Raw genomic sequence first — 15,387 nt, 5'->3', positions numbered from 1 at the left:
TCGACCCGAAAGCAACGAATCGTTCCCAAACCTTCCCCTGCGTTGGGGAAGGATTCGAGAAGGATTTCAAAGGACGTTTGACTAACAAATATAGGAACAATCTCTCTCTTTCTACGAATACTTCCCCTGTTCCCCCGCTCATGCCCGCAATGACCAAACTCCCGACCGCCAGCCCTCGCACGGGGCTGGGGAAGGATTCGAGGGAAGGATTGTCCTGACGGACCGCCGGCAAGGCGTTTAGGTACTCCCGGCCGATCGTGTATCTGGTCAGGGCTACGGGAACAGCAGCCTTATTAGACACAGTTTGTTTTATCTGTCCGAATGAAATTTAGCGTGTGTTTCAGCGCATCGGATCACCAGCCATCCACCCAACCAACCAGCGAACGACCGAACCTTTTCCGCTTCTTCACCTTTGGAAAAGGACGCTGCCATGCAGGTCGAAATGTGGTCGCTTGATCGGATCAAGCCTTACGAGAACAACCCTCGCATCAATGACGATGCCGTGGATGCCGTCATCCTCTCGATCAACGAGTTTGGATTTCGTCAGCCAATCGTTGTCGATACCGATGGTGTCATCATCGTCGGCCATACGCGGTTCAAAGCTGCGAAGAAGCTCGGGCTGACCGAAGTTCCCGTGCACGTCGCAACGGACCTCGAACCCGAAGCGGTGAAGGCGTACCGGATCGCCGACAATCGAACTGGCGAGAACGCCGAGTGGGATTGGGACTTGCTGCCCATCGAAATCGGTGAGCTGCAGCAATCGGGTTTCGATTGCGAGTTGCTCGGGTTCAACGATGACGAACTCGCCAAGCTGCTTGATCCCGGCGTCACACAAGGTCTGACCGATCCCGAAGACGTGCCGGAGCCGCCGGACGAAGCAGTGACGCAACTCGGTGATGTTTGGATCCTCGGAGACCACCGATTGCTTTGCGGTGATTCGTCGAATGCCGACGACGTCGATCGGTTGCTCGCCGGCGCAAAGATTCACATGGTGAATACTGATCCGCCGTACAACGTCAACGTCGAACCGCGAAGCAAGAACGCGATCGCGGCCGGCAACAGTTCGTTCCCTGCCGGCGAAGGCAAAAGCAAAGCCGGCGAGAAGAAGATGCGGGCCAAGGATCGAGTCCTTGCAAATGACAAAGTCAGCGATGCGGAGTTCGCATCACTGCTCTCAGCCTGGTTCGGCAACATCGGCCGCGTGTTGCAACCCGGACGCTGCTTCTACATCTGGGGCGGCTTCTCCAACATCGGCTGTTACCCGCCGGCGTTGGCGGCCAGTGGGCTGTATCTGTCGCAAACGATCATCTGGGACAAGATGCACCCGGTCATCAATCGAAAAGATTTTATGTCGGGACACGAATGGGCGTTTTACGGTTGGCGTGAAGGAGCCGGCCACAAGTTCTTCGGACCAAACAACGCAACCGACCTTTGGCACGTCAAGAAGATCCCGCCGCAACAGTTGGAGCATCTTACCGGCAAGCCGGCAGAACTTGCGGTGACGGCGATGCAGTACTCAAGCCGCAAGGGCGAGAACGTGCTGGACTTGTTTGGCGGCAGCGGTTCGACCCTGATCGCGGCCGAGCAAACTGGACGCAAGGCGTTCTTGATGGAACTGGATCCACCGTACTGCGACGTGATCGTCGATCGCTACCAACGTTTCACTGGCAAGCCGGCAGTATTGGAACGCACCGGCAAATCACCGATCGCGATGAAACAGCGAGAGGAGAGAATGCGGTAGCCAGCCAATGCGACATTACCACGGTACTCCGCTGGGAGGAACTCGCGACTCGGTTGCACGCTTTATCGCTACTGGTAACCGGCATTTCTTGGTGCCATTTGGGCGTGAGGAAGACTTGCCAATCGTTGCTGAGGCCAGCACTGGTTTTTGCCTCGACAATGGTGCCTTTTCAGCGTGGAAAACAGGCAAGACAATCGCTGACTGGGCATCGTACCACGCATGGGTAGAAGCGTGGTGTCGCAATCCGCGTTTCGACTTCGCGTTCATACCGGATGTCATCGACGGTACTGAAGAGGAGAACGATCGGCTAGTTGAAGAATTTCGCTGTTCAGCGGTGGGACGTTTTGGGGTTCCCGTTTGGCACCTGAATGAATCGCTCCAGCGACTGGAAAAGCTTGCCGAAGAATGGTCGGTCGTCGCTCTCGGAAGCAGCGGTCAGTACTCCAAACCGAGGAGCGAGATTTGGAATCGCCGCATGTCTGACGCGATGAGTGTTCTGTGCGATGAGCATGGTATGCCAAGAGCAAAACTGCACGGACTACGCATGTTGGATCCGGCAATCGTAGCTCGCTATCCATTCCATTCCGCCGACAGCACCAACGTTGCTCAAAACAGCCAACTGCTCGCTCGTTTCGGAATGTACAAGCCACCTACGCAGGCGCAACGGCGCGAAGTGATCGCATCGAGAATTGAAGCCACACGCTCACCAAGCGTTTGGACACCCGTCACTGAAACTCAAACTCTTTTTGAACTGGAAGCAGAATGAATACGCATGAAACGACGATTCATGGGCGATGTCCCATCAACGGTGTCTGGGATTACTACACGCTACGAGTCACTACCGATCGCTTCGTCCGGGTCGAGGATATCGAGGAGATGGCCGATTTCGTTCGTGGGAAAGCGATCTGCCAAGAGGATATCGCAAAGGAGTTGCGAACGACTCTGCCGGCTCATTGCACCGTCGAGGTGATCGGTCGGCACGGACAGAACTGCGAAACAGTCGTGCGACTGGAGGCTCATGCCGACCCCGCGTTCTCGGCATCCTCATAGTCAATAGGTCTCGTGAGATGACTATTCACAGAAATGAGGTAAGGAGATTATTCGTGGCTAGAGTTCCTTGTAGGACCAAGCTCCGTCGTCAAAGACATAGACGAACTGAGCACCGCTGTTCCTTGCGAAGTCCAACAGCGAATCGTGCGTTGGCAACATCGCTGGAGGGTCACCGTCGGCAAAACGCTCGGCCTCTCCCATTTCGGCGTCCAAGCAGCGGATGTCGCCGCCGTCGATCAAGGTTTCTGCTTCTTCGGTCGTTTGGTAGTTGGCCATCAAAAGTGCTCCGGTGTGTTCGGGGTAGCCATCGTAGTGAAGGTAGACCGCTGCATACGTTCGGTCGGCGCGGCGGACGGCGATCGTCGCTCGTGTGGACATGGTGGTTGATCCTTAGTTCGTTTTGTCGGCCGGCAGTCGCTTGACGACGTCCGGAGGAATGGAAAGCATCAGCGACCGGCCGCCGTCCCAATCGACATCGACTTGCGTCCAATCGCTATGCGGATAGACGCCGGCCACCGTTCCGATGGTGCCGGCGGGAATCGGATCAGGGTCGTCGGTCATGGAAATCAGCCGCACGCGATCGCCCACCTTGAGGTTCGTTGTCATAGTTTCAATTCCTAGTTGCGAGCGTTGTTGGTTTCGTCAACCAGCGCGGCGACCTCAGAAAGTTGAGCGTTGACCAAGTTCAACGCTCGCACGTGCGTCCATCGCAAGGCCTTGTTGTCGGGCCTAATCATTCGGTCTAGTTGCAACTCGATGTGTTGCAAAAGGTCGCGAGCAATCTGGTGAGCGTTGTCGTAAGCCGCTGCCGGTTCGACCGGCCGCGCGACGAGGGTTTCAATCTTTGCCATTTCGTTTCTCCATTCGTGTTATTTGAAAAACCGTTCGTACAACCACACATCAGCCATGACTTTCCAAACACATCAAGCGAAGTCTGCGAAACTCACCTCAGAATTCGCATTCTTTTCCGACACGCCCAACGAGCCGCGACGTGGCCTCGTGTCGCGTCGCTTGGAAGGTCGGCGTTGTGTTTCCCGTCACGACGAAACGCCCGCACGTTACAAACGTCGGGCGTTGTCGGCGAAGTTTCGCCAAGAGAGAACATACGGCCAGTTACAAGCCGATCGGTACCAAAACGTGCGAGTCGGCCCCCGTCACCGGGAAGGATTCGCCGGCGTCCGTTCTGGCGTACAAGGCGTCGCCGCGTCGTATGACGTCGCGCACCGGCCCGGCGTCAATCATCTCGTTGCGGATCGACCGCAGTTCGTATCTCAGGCCAGTTTCCGGCGTCGCGGTTTCGCCCTCTTCCAAGTCCTCGACGGTCCGCAGGTCGTAGAAATGCTTCATGGTTCGATCCCCCTACGCTCGCGCGGCAAAGCGACCGCGTTCGACTTTGATGAAACGGCTGTCTTCCCCTTTGGAAAGCTCGCGAAGAATGGCCGAGTACAAAGTCGCGTGAGGCGTCTTGCCTCCGGGGCTCGTCCAATAGCCGGCGTCCGTCATCGCGGCAATCATTTCTTGGGCGTTCATCGTTTCCTCGGTTTCGCCCAGGACTTTCAACGCCGCCTCGATACACGAAAGCTTCTTGTCGCCGGCCGTCGCCGCCACACTCCCCGCGTCGGCCCCGTTCGTTTTCTTTGCGACTCGTTTGGGGGCTCGCGTTTCGCCGGCCGCACTGGCCGATGTCGTCGCTCGTGCTTTACCGAGCAACCGCTGAGCCGTTTTGATCCGGACCTTTTTGTTGGTCGTAAGATTCGTGGCGTTCCAGCCGCCGGCCGTGTTGGTCGAGTCGATTCGTACGACGACCTTCTTGTTGGTCACGTTGGCGTAGTACTCGCCGCCTACTTTTACGTCTGCCTTCTTCATCGTTCGTTCTCCGAAAGGGAAAGGTTCGTGGTTGGCTGCCATCGTCAGGCGACGGGTACCACCCGCCGCGACGCCAAGCCTCCGTGCTGGCGTTTCGGCTTCGGTTTACAGGACCGCACCCAAAACGCTCTGGTCGAGCTTTTCCAGCAGCTCGCAAAAGATGTAGTGCTCTTCGAGCAGCGGGCCGGCCGGACCGCCGTGGTCAAGGTCGGCGATCTCGAGGGCGTTCACCAAAGGCCGAAGGTTCTCGGCGATGCGGTAGTAGCTTTCGCGAATCTCTTGGGCCGTGTGTGGGTCCATGTTTGCGAAGAGCGGGCGAAGGGCTTCGGCGCGGGCGGTTTGGGTTTCGTTCATGGCCATGGTTTGTTCTCCGGTGGAAAGGTTCGTTACGTTTTGCCGCTGGGCGTTAAGACACATGAGCCATGGTTTTCAAAGCACATCAAGCAAATCTCGGCGAGTTCTGGAAATGTTTTTCAACGTTTTTCCAGAACTCGCATAACTCCCGAACGTGTGGCGAATTCATGCTCGAAAGTTTTTCCCGAAATGTTCCTTCAGTTCGCGGAGCTGTTCGCAAAGGTGCTGCAAGGAACCGACGTGCTCCCAATTCAGTGGGGCGGTTTCGCTGCCTGGTGCCGGCAAGTCTTCGACCGATTCGTGCAGGTCTTCGAGCAAGGTCAGGGCTTGTATGTGCGCGGCGGTGTAGGCGTGTTCGATCTTGGCGTTGGCCATGGTTATGTCTCTTGGTTAAAAAAGGGAAAGGAAGCGGGCTTCGAGCGAAGCCCGCGTTGGCAAGGTCGGCGACTAGCAATCGCGGCAGGTTTCCCAGGCTCGCTTACTGCCGTAGCAAATCTGTCCGCCTTCGACGATGTAGACGATCGCGTCTTCGGCGACGTCTTGGTCGTCGAAGTACTCGCTGGGGTCTTCCTCGCTCGCTTCGTTCATCTCCGCGCCGCTCGTGATGCCAGCGATTCGGTTTTCAAAGGGCCAGTTCTCTTGCGTCATCAAACGCACTTCGGCATCTGGCCCGTGTTGTTCGCGGTACTCGCTCAGCAGTTCGATCAGGGCGTCAATCGTCATCGTTGGGTCTCCGTTGGTAGGAAGGAAAATTCGTCTTGCGATGACACACATGAGCCATGGTTTTCGAGAGACAGCAATCGCATTCGCCCTGCAAAATGCAGTCTTTTTGCATGTTTCTTGATCTCGCCGACGTGCCCCACAAAGGCCTCGTGTCGGCGTCATCGAAACACTCGGCCCCTTAGGGTTACTTATGCGAACGACGCGACACGTGCGCCAGAAAACGCCAACGTTTTGAAGGAAACGAATGCGCAAAAGAAAAGCCGCGGTGAAGGCCGCGGCGTGGAGGGAAAGACGTTGGCCGGCCGTTTAGACCGCTTGGTCGTACTTACGAGCCATTTGCAAAAGCTTCTTCTTGACCGGTTTCCAGTCGCAGGTTTGTTCGCCGGCCGAAAGCTCGCCGTATCGTTTGGTACGAAGGGCTCCTTTACGCCAGCCGATGGTCCAGCCAAGGCGGTAGTAAAGCCGGTTGAGTTCCGTTTCGCCTTCGCCCGCGCCGTTGCGATCCCAGCAGCTCTTGGTTCCAGGCCGCTTGGTGTAGTCCCAGCCGCTGCAGCGTCGCGTCGTCAAAGCCAACTCGGCCAATCCCAATACCATTTGGATGTAGCCGAGCAGTTTGGTTTTGTTGAGCGTGCCGGCGAAGGCTCGAATCTCGATCCGGTTTCGGCGGCGAGCGAGGTGCGTCAAATTCAAAAGGTGGTAGCGGTCGGTTTCGCAGTTTCGTTTTGCTGCGTCCTTGTTGCCGTAGCTCTTGATTTGCTTTGCCCAGGTAGTTCGTTCGCGTCGCTTGGTACCCGTCGAAGCGTAGATGGCTCGCTCGTGGTTTCCGATCAGGCTTATCAGCCGAGCCAAGGCCGCTGCGTCGCCGTTCCAAGTAATGGTGATGTGAAGGCCGCAGCTTTCGTTGACCCGAGCTCCGCGTGCTTTGATCGCGTCGACCGCTCGCTCTACGTTCTGAAGTCCTTCGTATCCGCGAAGGATAGGCGATACGAACTCGGCGTTCTTGCGTCCTACCGGCGTGCGAATGCTGCTGTCGCGTTCTGCTTTCCAGCCTTCGGGCAGCCAAGCGACCGGCAACCCGTTGTGGTATCCGCCGATCGGCGTGGTGTCGTTTCCGGGCAGGTGAGTTTCGATTTCGATACCGAAGGCGATGTCGTTGGCGTGCATGGTTGTGTCTCCGAAAGGTGGCTAGGTGGTTGTGTTTCGCGTGGCGTTTTGCCGGCCGCGTGTGACACATGAGCCATGGGTTTCGGAACACATCAAGCGAAGTCAGCCCAACGTTTTGAATGATTCCGCATGTTTTTTCAGACGCGAACACGCGGCCAGTTTTGGCCCAACGTGCCGTGCAAAAACATGCGGCTAACCATGCCAAACATGCAAACGTTTGCGACAGTCGCCAACGTGTGCGGCGTGTCGCGAAGCCCTCAAATCAAGAGCCGTCATGGAAGACAAACGCAAATCAGTGACGATTAACTCGCTGCCGATCAAAGACGCCGCGACGGCGATCAGTAACGCCTACCAAACGCGAATCACGCCCGAGCAAATCGAGGCCGACGTTGCCGCCGGCGCACCAACGAACGCCGACGGAACGCTCAACGTGGTCGCCTACGTGGCGTGGCTACTCCAGGAGACACGACGTGCAACTTGACCCAGCGAAGCTACGACCGAGCGAGTGTTGCCGACTACTCAACAGCACACCGCTCGGCGAAGTCATCAACGAAAGACAACTCCATCGCTATCGCACGCGCGCAGGTCATCGCATCGGTGACGGCAAGAGCGTTCACTTGCTGAAGTTCGCTGGCCTGTTGATCGAAGACCGCCACCGCCCCAAAGCCGACGACACCGATGCCTACGAAAAACACAAGGACTACTCGCGCGAACGAAACGCAGCGAAGTCACTCGCCGGTCGCGACATCGGAGAGCTTCCGCCGGTCGCCGATCCGGAACGCAAAGCAAAAGCCGCCGGCAGCTTCCGGTACTTTTGCGAAGCCTACTTCTCGCTGACGTTCCATCTCTCTTGGTCTCCGGACCACATCGCCGTCATCAACAAGATCGAGGAAGCCGTCGTTCGAGGCGGTTTGTTCTCGCTGGCGATGGCGCGAGGTAGCGGCAAGAGTTCGTTGGCCGAAGTCGCCTGCATCTGGGCAGTCCTCAACGGCTATCGTGACTTCGTATGCTTGATCGGAAGCGACGAAGGTCACGCCTGCGACATGCTCGAATCCATCAAGACCGAACTAGACGGCAACGATCTGCTCTTGGCCGACTACCCCGAGGTCTGCTTTCCGATCCAAGCCCTCGACGGAATCGCCAACCGAGCCAACGGACAACTGCACCAAGGTAAACGCACGCAAATCGGCTGGACCGCCAAAGAAGTCGTACTGCCCAGCATCGAAGGCAGCAAAGCCAGCGGCGCGATCATCAAAGTCGCCGGCCTGACCGGCCGAATCCGCGGCATGAAGTTCAAACGCCCCGACGGCAAAACCGTTCGGCCGTCCCTAGTCGTGCTCGACGACCCGCAAACCGACGAGTCCGCTCGTTCGCTATCACAGTGTGCCAACCGCGAAGCGATCCTCGCTGGCGCGGTACTCGGGCTCGCCGGCCCAGGCAAAAAGATCTCCGGCATCATGCCGTGCACGGTCATTCGCCCTGGCGATATGGCCGACAGCATTCTCGACCGCGACAAGCATCCCGAATGGAACGGCTCGCGAACGCGAATGGTCAATTCGTTTCCCACCAACGAAACTTTGTGGGAACGCTACGCCGAGATCCGTGCCGAAGGATTGCGTGCCGGCGATGGCGGAGCGGCGGGCACCGAGTTCTATCGCAAAAACAAGACAGCGATGGACGAAGGTGCCGACGTCGCATGGAAAGAACGTTTCAACCACGACGAACTCTCCGCGATCCAACACGCGATGAACTTGAAGCTTCAAGACGAAGCTGCGTTCTTCGCCGAATACCAAAACGAACCGCTGCCCGCCGAAACGGTCGACGCCGACCAACTCATCGCCGAGCAGGTCGCGAAGAAGATCAACGGAATGGATCGGTGCTGTATCCCCATCGCCGCCAATCACCTCACCGCATTCATCGACGTCCAAGGCAAACTGCTCTTCTACGTCGTCGCCGCTTGGGAAGATGACTTCACTGGCTACATCGTCGACTACGGTTCATTCCCCGACCAAAAACGCTCCTACTTCACGCTCCGCGACGCCCGGCACACACTCGCCACCGAAGGCACGGGTCTCGAAGGTTCGCTCTACGCCGGCATGGAAAAGCTAACCACCGACTTGCTAGGCCGTGAATGGCAACGCGACGATGGCGCAGCGATGAAGATCGAACGCTGCCTCATCGACGCCAACTGGGGCCACTCCACCAACGTCGTCTACCAGTTCTGCCGACAAAGCCCACACGCCTCAATCTTACTTCCCTCGCACGGTCGTTTCGTCGGCGCATCGTCCAGTCCATTCAGCGAATACAAACGCCGGCCCGGCGATCGCGTCGGTCTCAATTGGCGAGTACCCTCGGTCCACGGCAAGCGAGCCATTCGCCACGTCATCTACGACACAAATTGGTGGAAGTCCTTCACGCACGCACGACTCGCGGTCGCCATGGGCGACCGAGGCTGCCTCTCCATCTTCGGAGACCGTACCGAGCAACACCGAATGTTCGCCGAACAAATCACCGCCGAGTACTACATCAAAACCGAAGGCCGCGGCCGAACCGTCGACGAATGGAAAGCCCGCCCCGAGCAACCTGACAACCACTGGCTCGACTGCCTAGTCGGCACCGCCGTCGCGTCGTCGATGCAAGGGGCGTTGTTGTTTGGCACAGACAATCGGGCTGGAATTCGACGAGGACGAGTTAGTTTCAAGGAACTTCAGCAAAGGCGGAGGGGATGATCTAAATCGTTTTCGGTAGGCGATTCCCGATTCTGAATTACTCCGGCGTCGGCCACCGGTGCGTTCTGGCGGTGCATCGCAAAAAACGCTTAAGTCTCCAAACCATGTAGAGTTCACGGATTCAATTGGACGCCGGAAGTTGCCGAACCTCGCTCGCTTTGATGATTCTCCAATCTGAGTCGGACAATGAACCCGAAGCATTTTGAATGCTCTCATCCCTATTTGTTGACGCGATCATGGGGACTAGCTCTTGCGGCGTCTTTTTCGTCGCGGGCGTCGGGGTTTGCTTTTCGTTCCTTTTGGATGAAGGTCAACTTCATCAAGAACGGCATCTGCATCGTCTAAGCCAGCTCGAAGCAGGTTCTCTAGCAATGCGAGCCCACCGGACCTTGTGTCCTGGAATCGCTGAAGCGTCATTGAAACCTCCACGAGTGATGGTCCAACGGTGTATGCGTCAAATCCCATTTGTTTTAGTTCTTCATACCGAGTCTCAACCAATGCTTGGCAGACTCTTAGAATTGCGGAACGACAATGGGGCAGGATTGCACAGGCATGCTCAAGCATTTCCGAGGTCGCACGCGCATCGAGAGCGAGGGGGTAATTTGCAAACGCACCAAGTAGTTTTTCAGTGGGCTCTCCGGCCTCTATGGATTTGCTCATCCAGAATACAGTACCAGTGGCATGCCAGACTTTCTCGCTACTTGAACGCAACAGCTGGACGAGTATGGATGATGCTTTGCCTGGTTGGTCAAGTTCGCTCCAAAGACGTGAAGCGGCAAATCCGATGCCAACTGCAACCGGTTCTAACGCAGCATTGCCTGATACGCTCGCAAGCTCAGCATCTAGCCATTCGCTTGCCCATCTGTGCTCGTCCTCCCGCATCGCGAGTACAGTCAGCAACTCACCGTAGCCTTGCTGCGTCAACGCATCGTCCGAATTCCGCATAGAACGCAACTGCGTCTGCATTTCGGTTTCTTCAAGAAGATCACTCACATAAGCAATCAAACGCAAACCTGACGCAGTCCTTGGGAGACTTGGAAATTTTGAAAAAACGGTCGTCAACAGCGTGCGAGCATCGTCACGATCACAAGTCTCAAGTCTCAACCAGCGAAGCTCCGGACAAAACGTCTGCCATGTTGACGATGAGACTTCTCGACTCAGATGTTCAGTTAACACGCGAATCCATTCGTCGAAATCGGGTGGGGTTCCATCGAGTAGGCCAGCAGTAAGTGCCATCAGAGTGAAGAATGACTTGTCGGTATCCAAGATGCCGCCAGTCCGCTCCCAAAGAATAGTCTCCTTTCCTTCCCAGGGCTTCGGGTCACTTTTGACCAAAGTGCTTGACTCATGATCCCATGGCATTTGCAGCCACTCTTCGAGCAAATCGCATATTTCATCTGGCAGTCCGATCTTGCGCTCACTCCGATGGTAGAGCATAAAAGAAGCGTCGTATCGGAAATCCTCAGACGTCCGTCCGTACGGCTCAATCTCGACGATGAAATCAAATATGTCCTGTGACGCAATATCCGACTCACCAAGCGCTCGAAACGCACGCCCCACATGTTGAACTCGCCCGGCATTCGCGAGTGTTCGCATAATCGCCATGCCACGTCGTGGGTTCTCCTTGGTTAACTCAGCGAGCTCACCCTCGCATGCCGTAGCATCACCAGGTTCTTCCCATCCGCCATCAATTTCCTTCCTCTCTCGCATAGACCGATCGACGGTAGGCTTACTGAACGCATCAACGATTTCTGCATCGCTAGCCGATCGCATTTCATCGGTTGTCATTGGTGGTATTTGGCGGACAAACCCACTACGCGACCGAATTCGCTCCCGATCCCATTCTGGTATCGCTATCTTTTCGTCTGCGATCTGACTCGCTAGCTCAGGGGACTGCAGATTGCCAGGAATCGCACTTAGTAAATGAAGCCGGTCTTCGCGGTCCCACTTTTTTTGATCCTCACATTGGTCTACATCATCCCTATACTTTGACCAACTTCGGATCGCGTTAAGAAGACGCGTCTGTTCCGATTTGTCCAATGCAGGGTAAATAGCTTTTATTACAGCAACGGAGTCTGACTGACGCGTTTCGGCGTACCGTCCAACGGACATTCGTCGGCGATCGCCGAGTAGGTAATCAAGGCACTTGCCAGGATGCGATCTTGCACATTTGACGAGTCCGCGACAGATGAGTCGATGGACAACGGCGTTTTCAGATCGCCAAGTTGGTTCAGTAATCTCGATGAATTGTTTTGGATCATCCTGTGATACCGCATCAATTGCCGCGTCTATCGCCGTAAGGACAGACGACTCACGACGCCATTCGTTCTCCTCCATCGCCAGACAATACCCAGCGTACGAATAAAGCACCGATCCAACGTGTTCTTTATGGTGTTTTTGAATTGCCTTGACAGCCCATGGCCATGCATCAGACAAGAAGCTTGACGGCGACGCCTTCGCGATTTCTGGTAAGTCGTACCATCCCTTTGATCGCTCGATTGGACTGTCATAGCGGCTTGGGGAACGATCGGACGCATCTAAGTTCGATTCGATTCTCGTCATTGCACGAACGAAGAGTGCTCCCGCTTTTTCTGGTGCACTCGCGGAAACAGTCGCTACAAGGTCTTCGATCCAATATGGTGCTTCGTCCGAGTTGTCGCGATCAATGAGTCGATTTACGACTGCAATTGTCTCGCCGGTCCAGCGTCCGCATTCACGAATTACTCGGTGTGTCAGCTGGTCAAATTTTTCGTGCGGCAGCCAATGTTTAGTGACAAGCTTGAGGCACTCGGAAAAGGCGAAGTCCCATGACTCAGATACTAATGCGACCATCGGCCATTGATCGTAAGGCTCCAGTCGCATGATATCTGGAAAGTGCGTTGCATGAAATGCACGAAACCATCGCTCTTTGCCGCGAATCGCGATCAAGATTCTAGTACGCTCGTCCGGTTGCGAGAGTCGCACTCCGATCAAGGCAACTTCAAACTCATGGGGTTTGTCTTGACGGCACACGAAATCAATCAGAAGAAATCGAAGATGCAACCGCAGTTCGCTGGAAAAAAGACGTTCGATCTCTTCGCGATAGCGGCGTTCGTCCGCACGACGTAGATATGTAAGCACGGACCAAACCGTTGGTCTCACTAAAACGGAATCTTGCCGTCCTGACTCCAATACGAACGTGCAGAGCGAAACTTCAGACTCCGTGAAGAACCGTGCCTTCGCATACTCCAAGAGAGTTTGATGTGCAAAACCAAGAGATTGGTCTTCTGTACGCAAGATGCCTTTTGCCTGCAGTGCTGTGATTGTTGACGAACACTCTTGAAAACTTACGAGGGGAGTCCAAATTGACTCGGTCGCTACTAGCTTTTTCGTCAGGTCTTGGAGCAGTTGTCGCTCCTCATTCGACACGACGGCGCGTGACCAAGAGTCACCGAGCATTGTTTGGTAAGAGTCGAACGGCGACACATTCCCAGTATCGGAGTAGCTTCGGAGAAATACACCGAGATGCTGAGGAGTTCGCAAAACTTCCTTGAATTCGTCCGACCAATCATTGGCGTTGGGTATGCCCTGGCTGGTGAGACGTTCGGAGACACTTTCCCACGTAGGAAGAGCGAGCGAGATTGTCTTGGAGTTTAGCCGGCGAAAACGAGTGTCATACGTGTAATCGAAGTCGCGGCACGAACAAAGAACAGACACATTTGGTAGCTCGGAACATCGGGCGACAAACTCGACGATTTCGTTCAGCCGACTCGACGTAAGATCAACTGTACTCGCAAGAGCATCGAGTTGATCGACAACGACCAACACGGATGTATTTGTAGACACTGCCTTTACGGCGTCAAACAAAGCGACATCCAAATCGAGGACTCGTCTCCCCCATTCGCCAAAGCAAAGATCATGCGGGAACATATCCGCCTTCAAAGCTAACGTGACAAGGCCGCGATCAGTCGCATCTTGCGCTACCTTTGCGAGAAGGCACGTTTTTCCGCTACCCGGTGGACCAAGGAGTAAGGCTGTTGTCTTTTCATTAAGTGTGGATTCAATCTCATTTTCTTCGACACGCTCGATTCGCTCGTCATCGTCAACTACCATTGACATCAGCGTCTGCGACGACTGCTTGAATGCGGCGGACATAGCTCCCACGGTCGGCATCGTACTCTCGCGAGCACTTTCTGGCCCGACCGAGATTTGCCGACTGTTAGACAGTGAATTACCCCAAACATCTCTCGGTAACTGGATGAGTAACGCTTGGAATAGTGCGGCAGCCGACTGGCACGCGAAGTTTGTCCACTCACCACTGCGTTTATATCCGACGATGTCGCTGATCCCGCGGACGCAGAGTAGCGGAATCTCGTGCTCGCCTCCGTGGCGGGCGGCGTGGTATACACCCCCTGCCTCCATTTCAACATGAGAGATTTGCCGTGCTGCCTTCTTCCATTCCTCAAGCAATTCGTATTGCTTGAGGAGTACGTTTGAAGTTGCAAGTACATCTGGCCGGAAAATCGGCGGCCGCAGATCGCCATTCGAGGGGAAATGGTGTTCTATTGCGTCAAGCACTTTTTTTCGGAAGTCGGTCGGACCGTACAAGCTCGTATCTTCAGTGGAACTGGGCAGTTCGATCCGTGGTTTCGCTGCATTGAGCGATTCGTTGGAATTCCATGGGCCAAGAGTGTCACCTTTTGCCGGTAACCAACCAAGAAGGCGTTCAACGTCCCGGTGCATGGGACCGCCAGTCGTCCTGAACTCTAGGCCTTCGTCTTGTATTGCTGCAGTAACCGAGAAGTCAATTAGACGGCTCGCAAGAAGCACATCGCCGAGCGTGAATTCCTTGTCCGGACAACCACCGGCAATTCCCGCAAGAACCAACCAAGACGGAGAAAGGTCACTAATGATGCTGTGTGCATGAGTCTGAGCGGCACCATGACCTTGATCTATTGTCCGCGAAACAACAACGGTGATTTCCTCGCCAATTCGGTTCGTGAGAGTCGCGAATTCATAGATAAGCTTTCCACCCAGCACGGTGCGAGACGGCTTGAACCGATCAAGCACGGCACGGAATTCGTCATCTCTAATCGTTAGCACGGCGAAATCGATACGACCGTCGATTTCTTCGATTTTGATCGTGTCTGACATATTTGTCTGGATTCCCCAACGAAGTTCAAGTTGCCAGATGCAACTGTAACACCGACGGCAGATTTTGTCGGTATCCCCATCGCCACTCGTCAACGTCATCCGGAAAAGACGTTCGCACGACAAGATTTCGCAATGCGTTTTACAGGAACAGAATCGCAGGCACAGATGATCCAACACACCGGGATCCGCCTCATTGCGCGCTCCGGCGGCCGACACCGGAGCATTCTTACTGTTCTCGGACTTTGGGTGTCATTTAGCGACGCTTTGGGACGCGAATTGTGGTTCCTCGCGAGAGATACCAGAGGAGGATGCTCGTTTCGCAGCACATTTTTTGGTTTACCTACCACTCGCTTCGCCTAAGTAACCCTGAGAGAGACATTGGTTTCACCTCATGGTTACGACGAAATGCCAGACGACCTCAAAGACGAGATTCGCGAGAACGCATCGGGGCCGGCGAAAGCGTTTGGCGATGCCGGTTCGGTTGAACAGCACAAGCTGACTGAGCAAATCGCTGCGGACAAGCATCTCGCTGGCAAGGACGCGGTTCGTAAGCCGAATCGTGGTTTGCGTTTTAACAAGTTCGTGCCGCCGTCGGCTGGTTGATCTTTCTTTTCTTTCCGTTTTGCG

The 15,387-nt window shown here is 55.3% G+C and carries 16 protein-coding genes and 1 other RNA gene; 6 read left to right on the top strand and 11 right to left on the bottom strand.

The window, feature by feature from the left end; translation table 11 throughout:
- Positions 1-430 precede the first annotated feature (430 nt).
- From FHS27_RS03685 to FHS27_RS03675, 3 genes are read left to right on the top strand one after another with little or no spacing between them, the layout of a single operon-like run.
- Entirely contained in the window at positions 431-1,741 is a 1,311-nt protein-coding gene (locus FHS27_RS03685; RefSeq protein WP_184301825.1) for a DNA modification methylase, read from the top strand.
- A gap of 7 nt (positions 1,742-1,748) precedes the next feature.
- A complete protein-coding gene (locus tag FHS27_RS03680; protein ID WP_184301823.1) occupies positions 1,749-2,507 on the top strand; it encodes a hypothetical protein in 759 nt (252 codons plus the stop codon).
- Positions 2,504-2,791 (top strand): hypothetical protein, encoded by a 288-nt coding sequence (locus tag FHS27_RS03675; protein ID WP_184301821.1) that lies wholly within the window; start codon positions 2,504-2,506, stop codon positions 2,789-2,791. Before FHS27_RS03680 ends, FHS27_RS03675 begins: the two co-directional genes overlap by 4 nt.
- A 57-nt stretch (positions 2,792-2,848) precedes the next feature.
- On the opposite strand, the gene FHS27_RS03670 is transcribed toward FHS27_RS03675, so the two are convergent.
- The 10 genes from FHS27_RS03670 to FHS27_RS03625 all read right to left on the bottom strand — a co-directional run bounded on the left by FHS27_RS03670 (position 2,849) and on the right by FHS27_RS03625 (position 6,898).
- Positions 2,849-3,169, bottom strand: coding sequence for a hypothetical protein (locus tag FHS27_RS03670; RefSeq protein ID WP_184301819.1), 321 nt, complete (start codon positions 3,167-3,169; stop codon positions 2,849-2,851).
- Between the two features lie 12 nt (positions 3,170-3,181).
- Positions 3,182-3,397 (bottom strand): DUF4314 domain-containing protein, encoded by a 216-nt coding sequence (locus FHS27_RS03665; protein WP_184301817.1) that lies wholly within the window; start codon positions 3,395-3,397, stop codon positions 3,182-3,184.
- Positions 3,398-3,408: 11 nt separating this feature from the next.
- Positions 3,409-3,642, bottom strand: coding sequence for a hypothetical protein (locus FHS27_RS03660; RefSeq protein WP_184301814.1), 234 nt, complete (start codon positions 3,640-3,642; stop codon positions 3,409-3,411).
- A 262-nt stretch (positions 3,643-3,904) separates the two neighbouring features.
- Positions 3,905-4,138, bottom strand: coding sequence for a hypothetical protein (locus FHS27_RS03655; protein WP_184301812.1), 234 nt, complete (start codon positions 4,136-4,138; stop codon positions 3,905-3,907).
- A 12-nt stretch (positions 4,139-4,150) separates the two neighbouring features.
- The gene (locus FHS27_RS03650) at positions 4,151-4,657 is read right to left on the bottom strand and encodes a winged helix-turn-helix domain-containing protein (RefSeq protein ID WP_184301809.1); all 507 of its coding nucleotides are present in this window, start codon (positions 4,655-4,657) and stop codon (positions 4,151-4,153) included.
- Positions 4,658-4,686: 29 nt separating this feature from the next.
- An RNA gene (locus tag FHS27_RS03645) (hammerhead ribozyme type II) lies at positions 4,687-4,757 on the bottom strand.
- A 5-nt stretch (positions 4,758-4,762) separates the two neighbouring features.
- A complete protein-coding gene (locus FHS27_RS03640) occupies positions 4,763-5,017 on the bottom strand; it encodes a hypothetical protein (protein WP_184301807.1) in 255 nt (84 codons plus the stop codon).
- Between the two features lie 159 nt (positions 5,018-5,176).
- Positions 5,177-5,386, bottom strand: coding sequence for a hypothetical protein (locus FHS27_RS03635; RefSeq protein ID WP_184301804.1), 210 nt, complete (start codon positions 5,384-5,386; stop codon positions 5,177-5,179).
- A gap of 72 nt (positions 5,387-5,458) precedes the next feature.
- The gene (locus FHS27_RS03630) at positions 5,459-5,734 is read right to left on the bottom strand and encodes a hypothetical protein (protein ID WP_184301801.1); all 276 of its coding nucleotides are present in this window, start codon (positions 5,732-5,734) and stop codon (positions 5,459-5,461) included.
- A gap of 306 nt (positions 5,735-6,040) precedes the next feature.
- Positions 6,041-6,898 carry an amidoligase family protein gene (locus tag FHS27_RS03625; RefSeq protein ID WP_184301799.1) on the bottom strand — a complete coding sequence of 286 codons (858 nt, stop codon included), beginning with the start codon at positions 6,896-6,898 and terminating at the stop codon, positions 6,041-6,043.
- A 274-nt stretch (positions 6,899-7,172) separates the two neighbouring features.
- Here FHS27_RS03625 and FHS27_RS03620 point away from each other — a divergent pair, with 274 nt between their 5' ends.
- Positions 7,173-7,379, top strand: coding sequence for a hypothetical protein (locus FHS27_RS03620; protein WP_184301796.1), 207 nt, complete (start codon positions 7,173-7,175; stop codon positions 7,377-7,379).
- Positions 7,369-9,627, top strand: coding sequence for a terminase gpA endonuclease subunit (locus FHS27_RS31505; RefSeq protein ID WP_184301794.1), 2,259 nt, complete (start codon positions 7,369-7,371; stop codon positions 9,625-9,627). Before FHS27_RS03620 ends, FHS27_RS31505 begins: the two co-directional genes overlap by 11 nt.
- A gap of 243 nt (positions 9,628-9,870) precedes the next feature.
- Here FHS27_RS31505 and FHS27_RS03610 read toward each other — a convergent pair whose 3' ends face one another.
- Positions 9,871-14,760, bottom strand: coding sequence for a phosphorylase family protein (locus FHS27_RS03610; protein ID WP_184301792.1), 4,890 nt, complete (start codon positions 14,758-14,760; stop codon positions 9,871-9,873).
- 378 nt (positions 14,761-15,138) lie between these two features.
- On the opposite strand from FHS27_RS03610, the gene FHS27_RS03605 reads away from it, so the two are divergent.
- On the top strand, positions 15,139-15,363 hold the full coding sequence (locus FHS27_RS03605) for a hypothetical protein (protein WP_246419051.1): 225 nt from the start codon (positions 15,139-15,141) through the stop codon (positions 15,361-15,363).
- The last annotated feature ends 24 nt before the right edge of the window (positions 15,364-15,387 follow it).

The sequence above is a fragment of the Aporhodopirellula rubra genome (assembly GCF_014192335.1).
GTDB lineage: Bacteria > Planctomycetota > Planctomycetia > Pirellulales > Pirellulaceae > Rhodopirellula > Rhodopirellula rubra.
The sequence above is the reverse complement of the archived record's forward strand: the minus strand, read 5'-3'. Positions and strand labels throughout refer to the sequence as shown.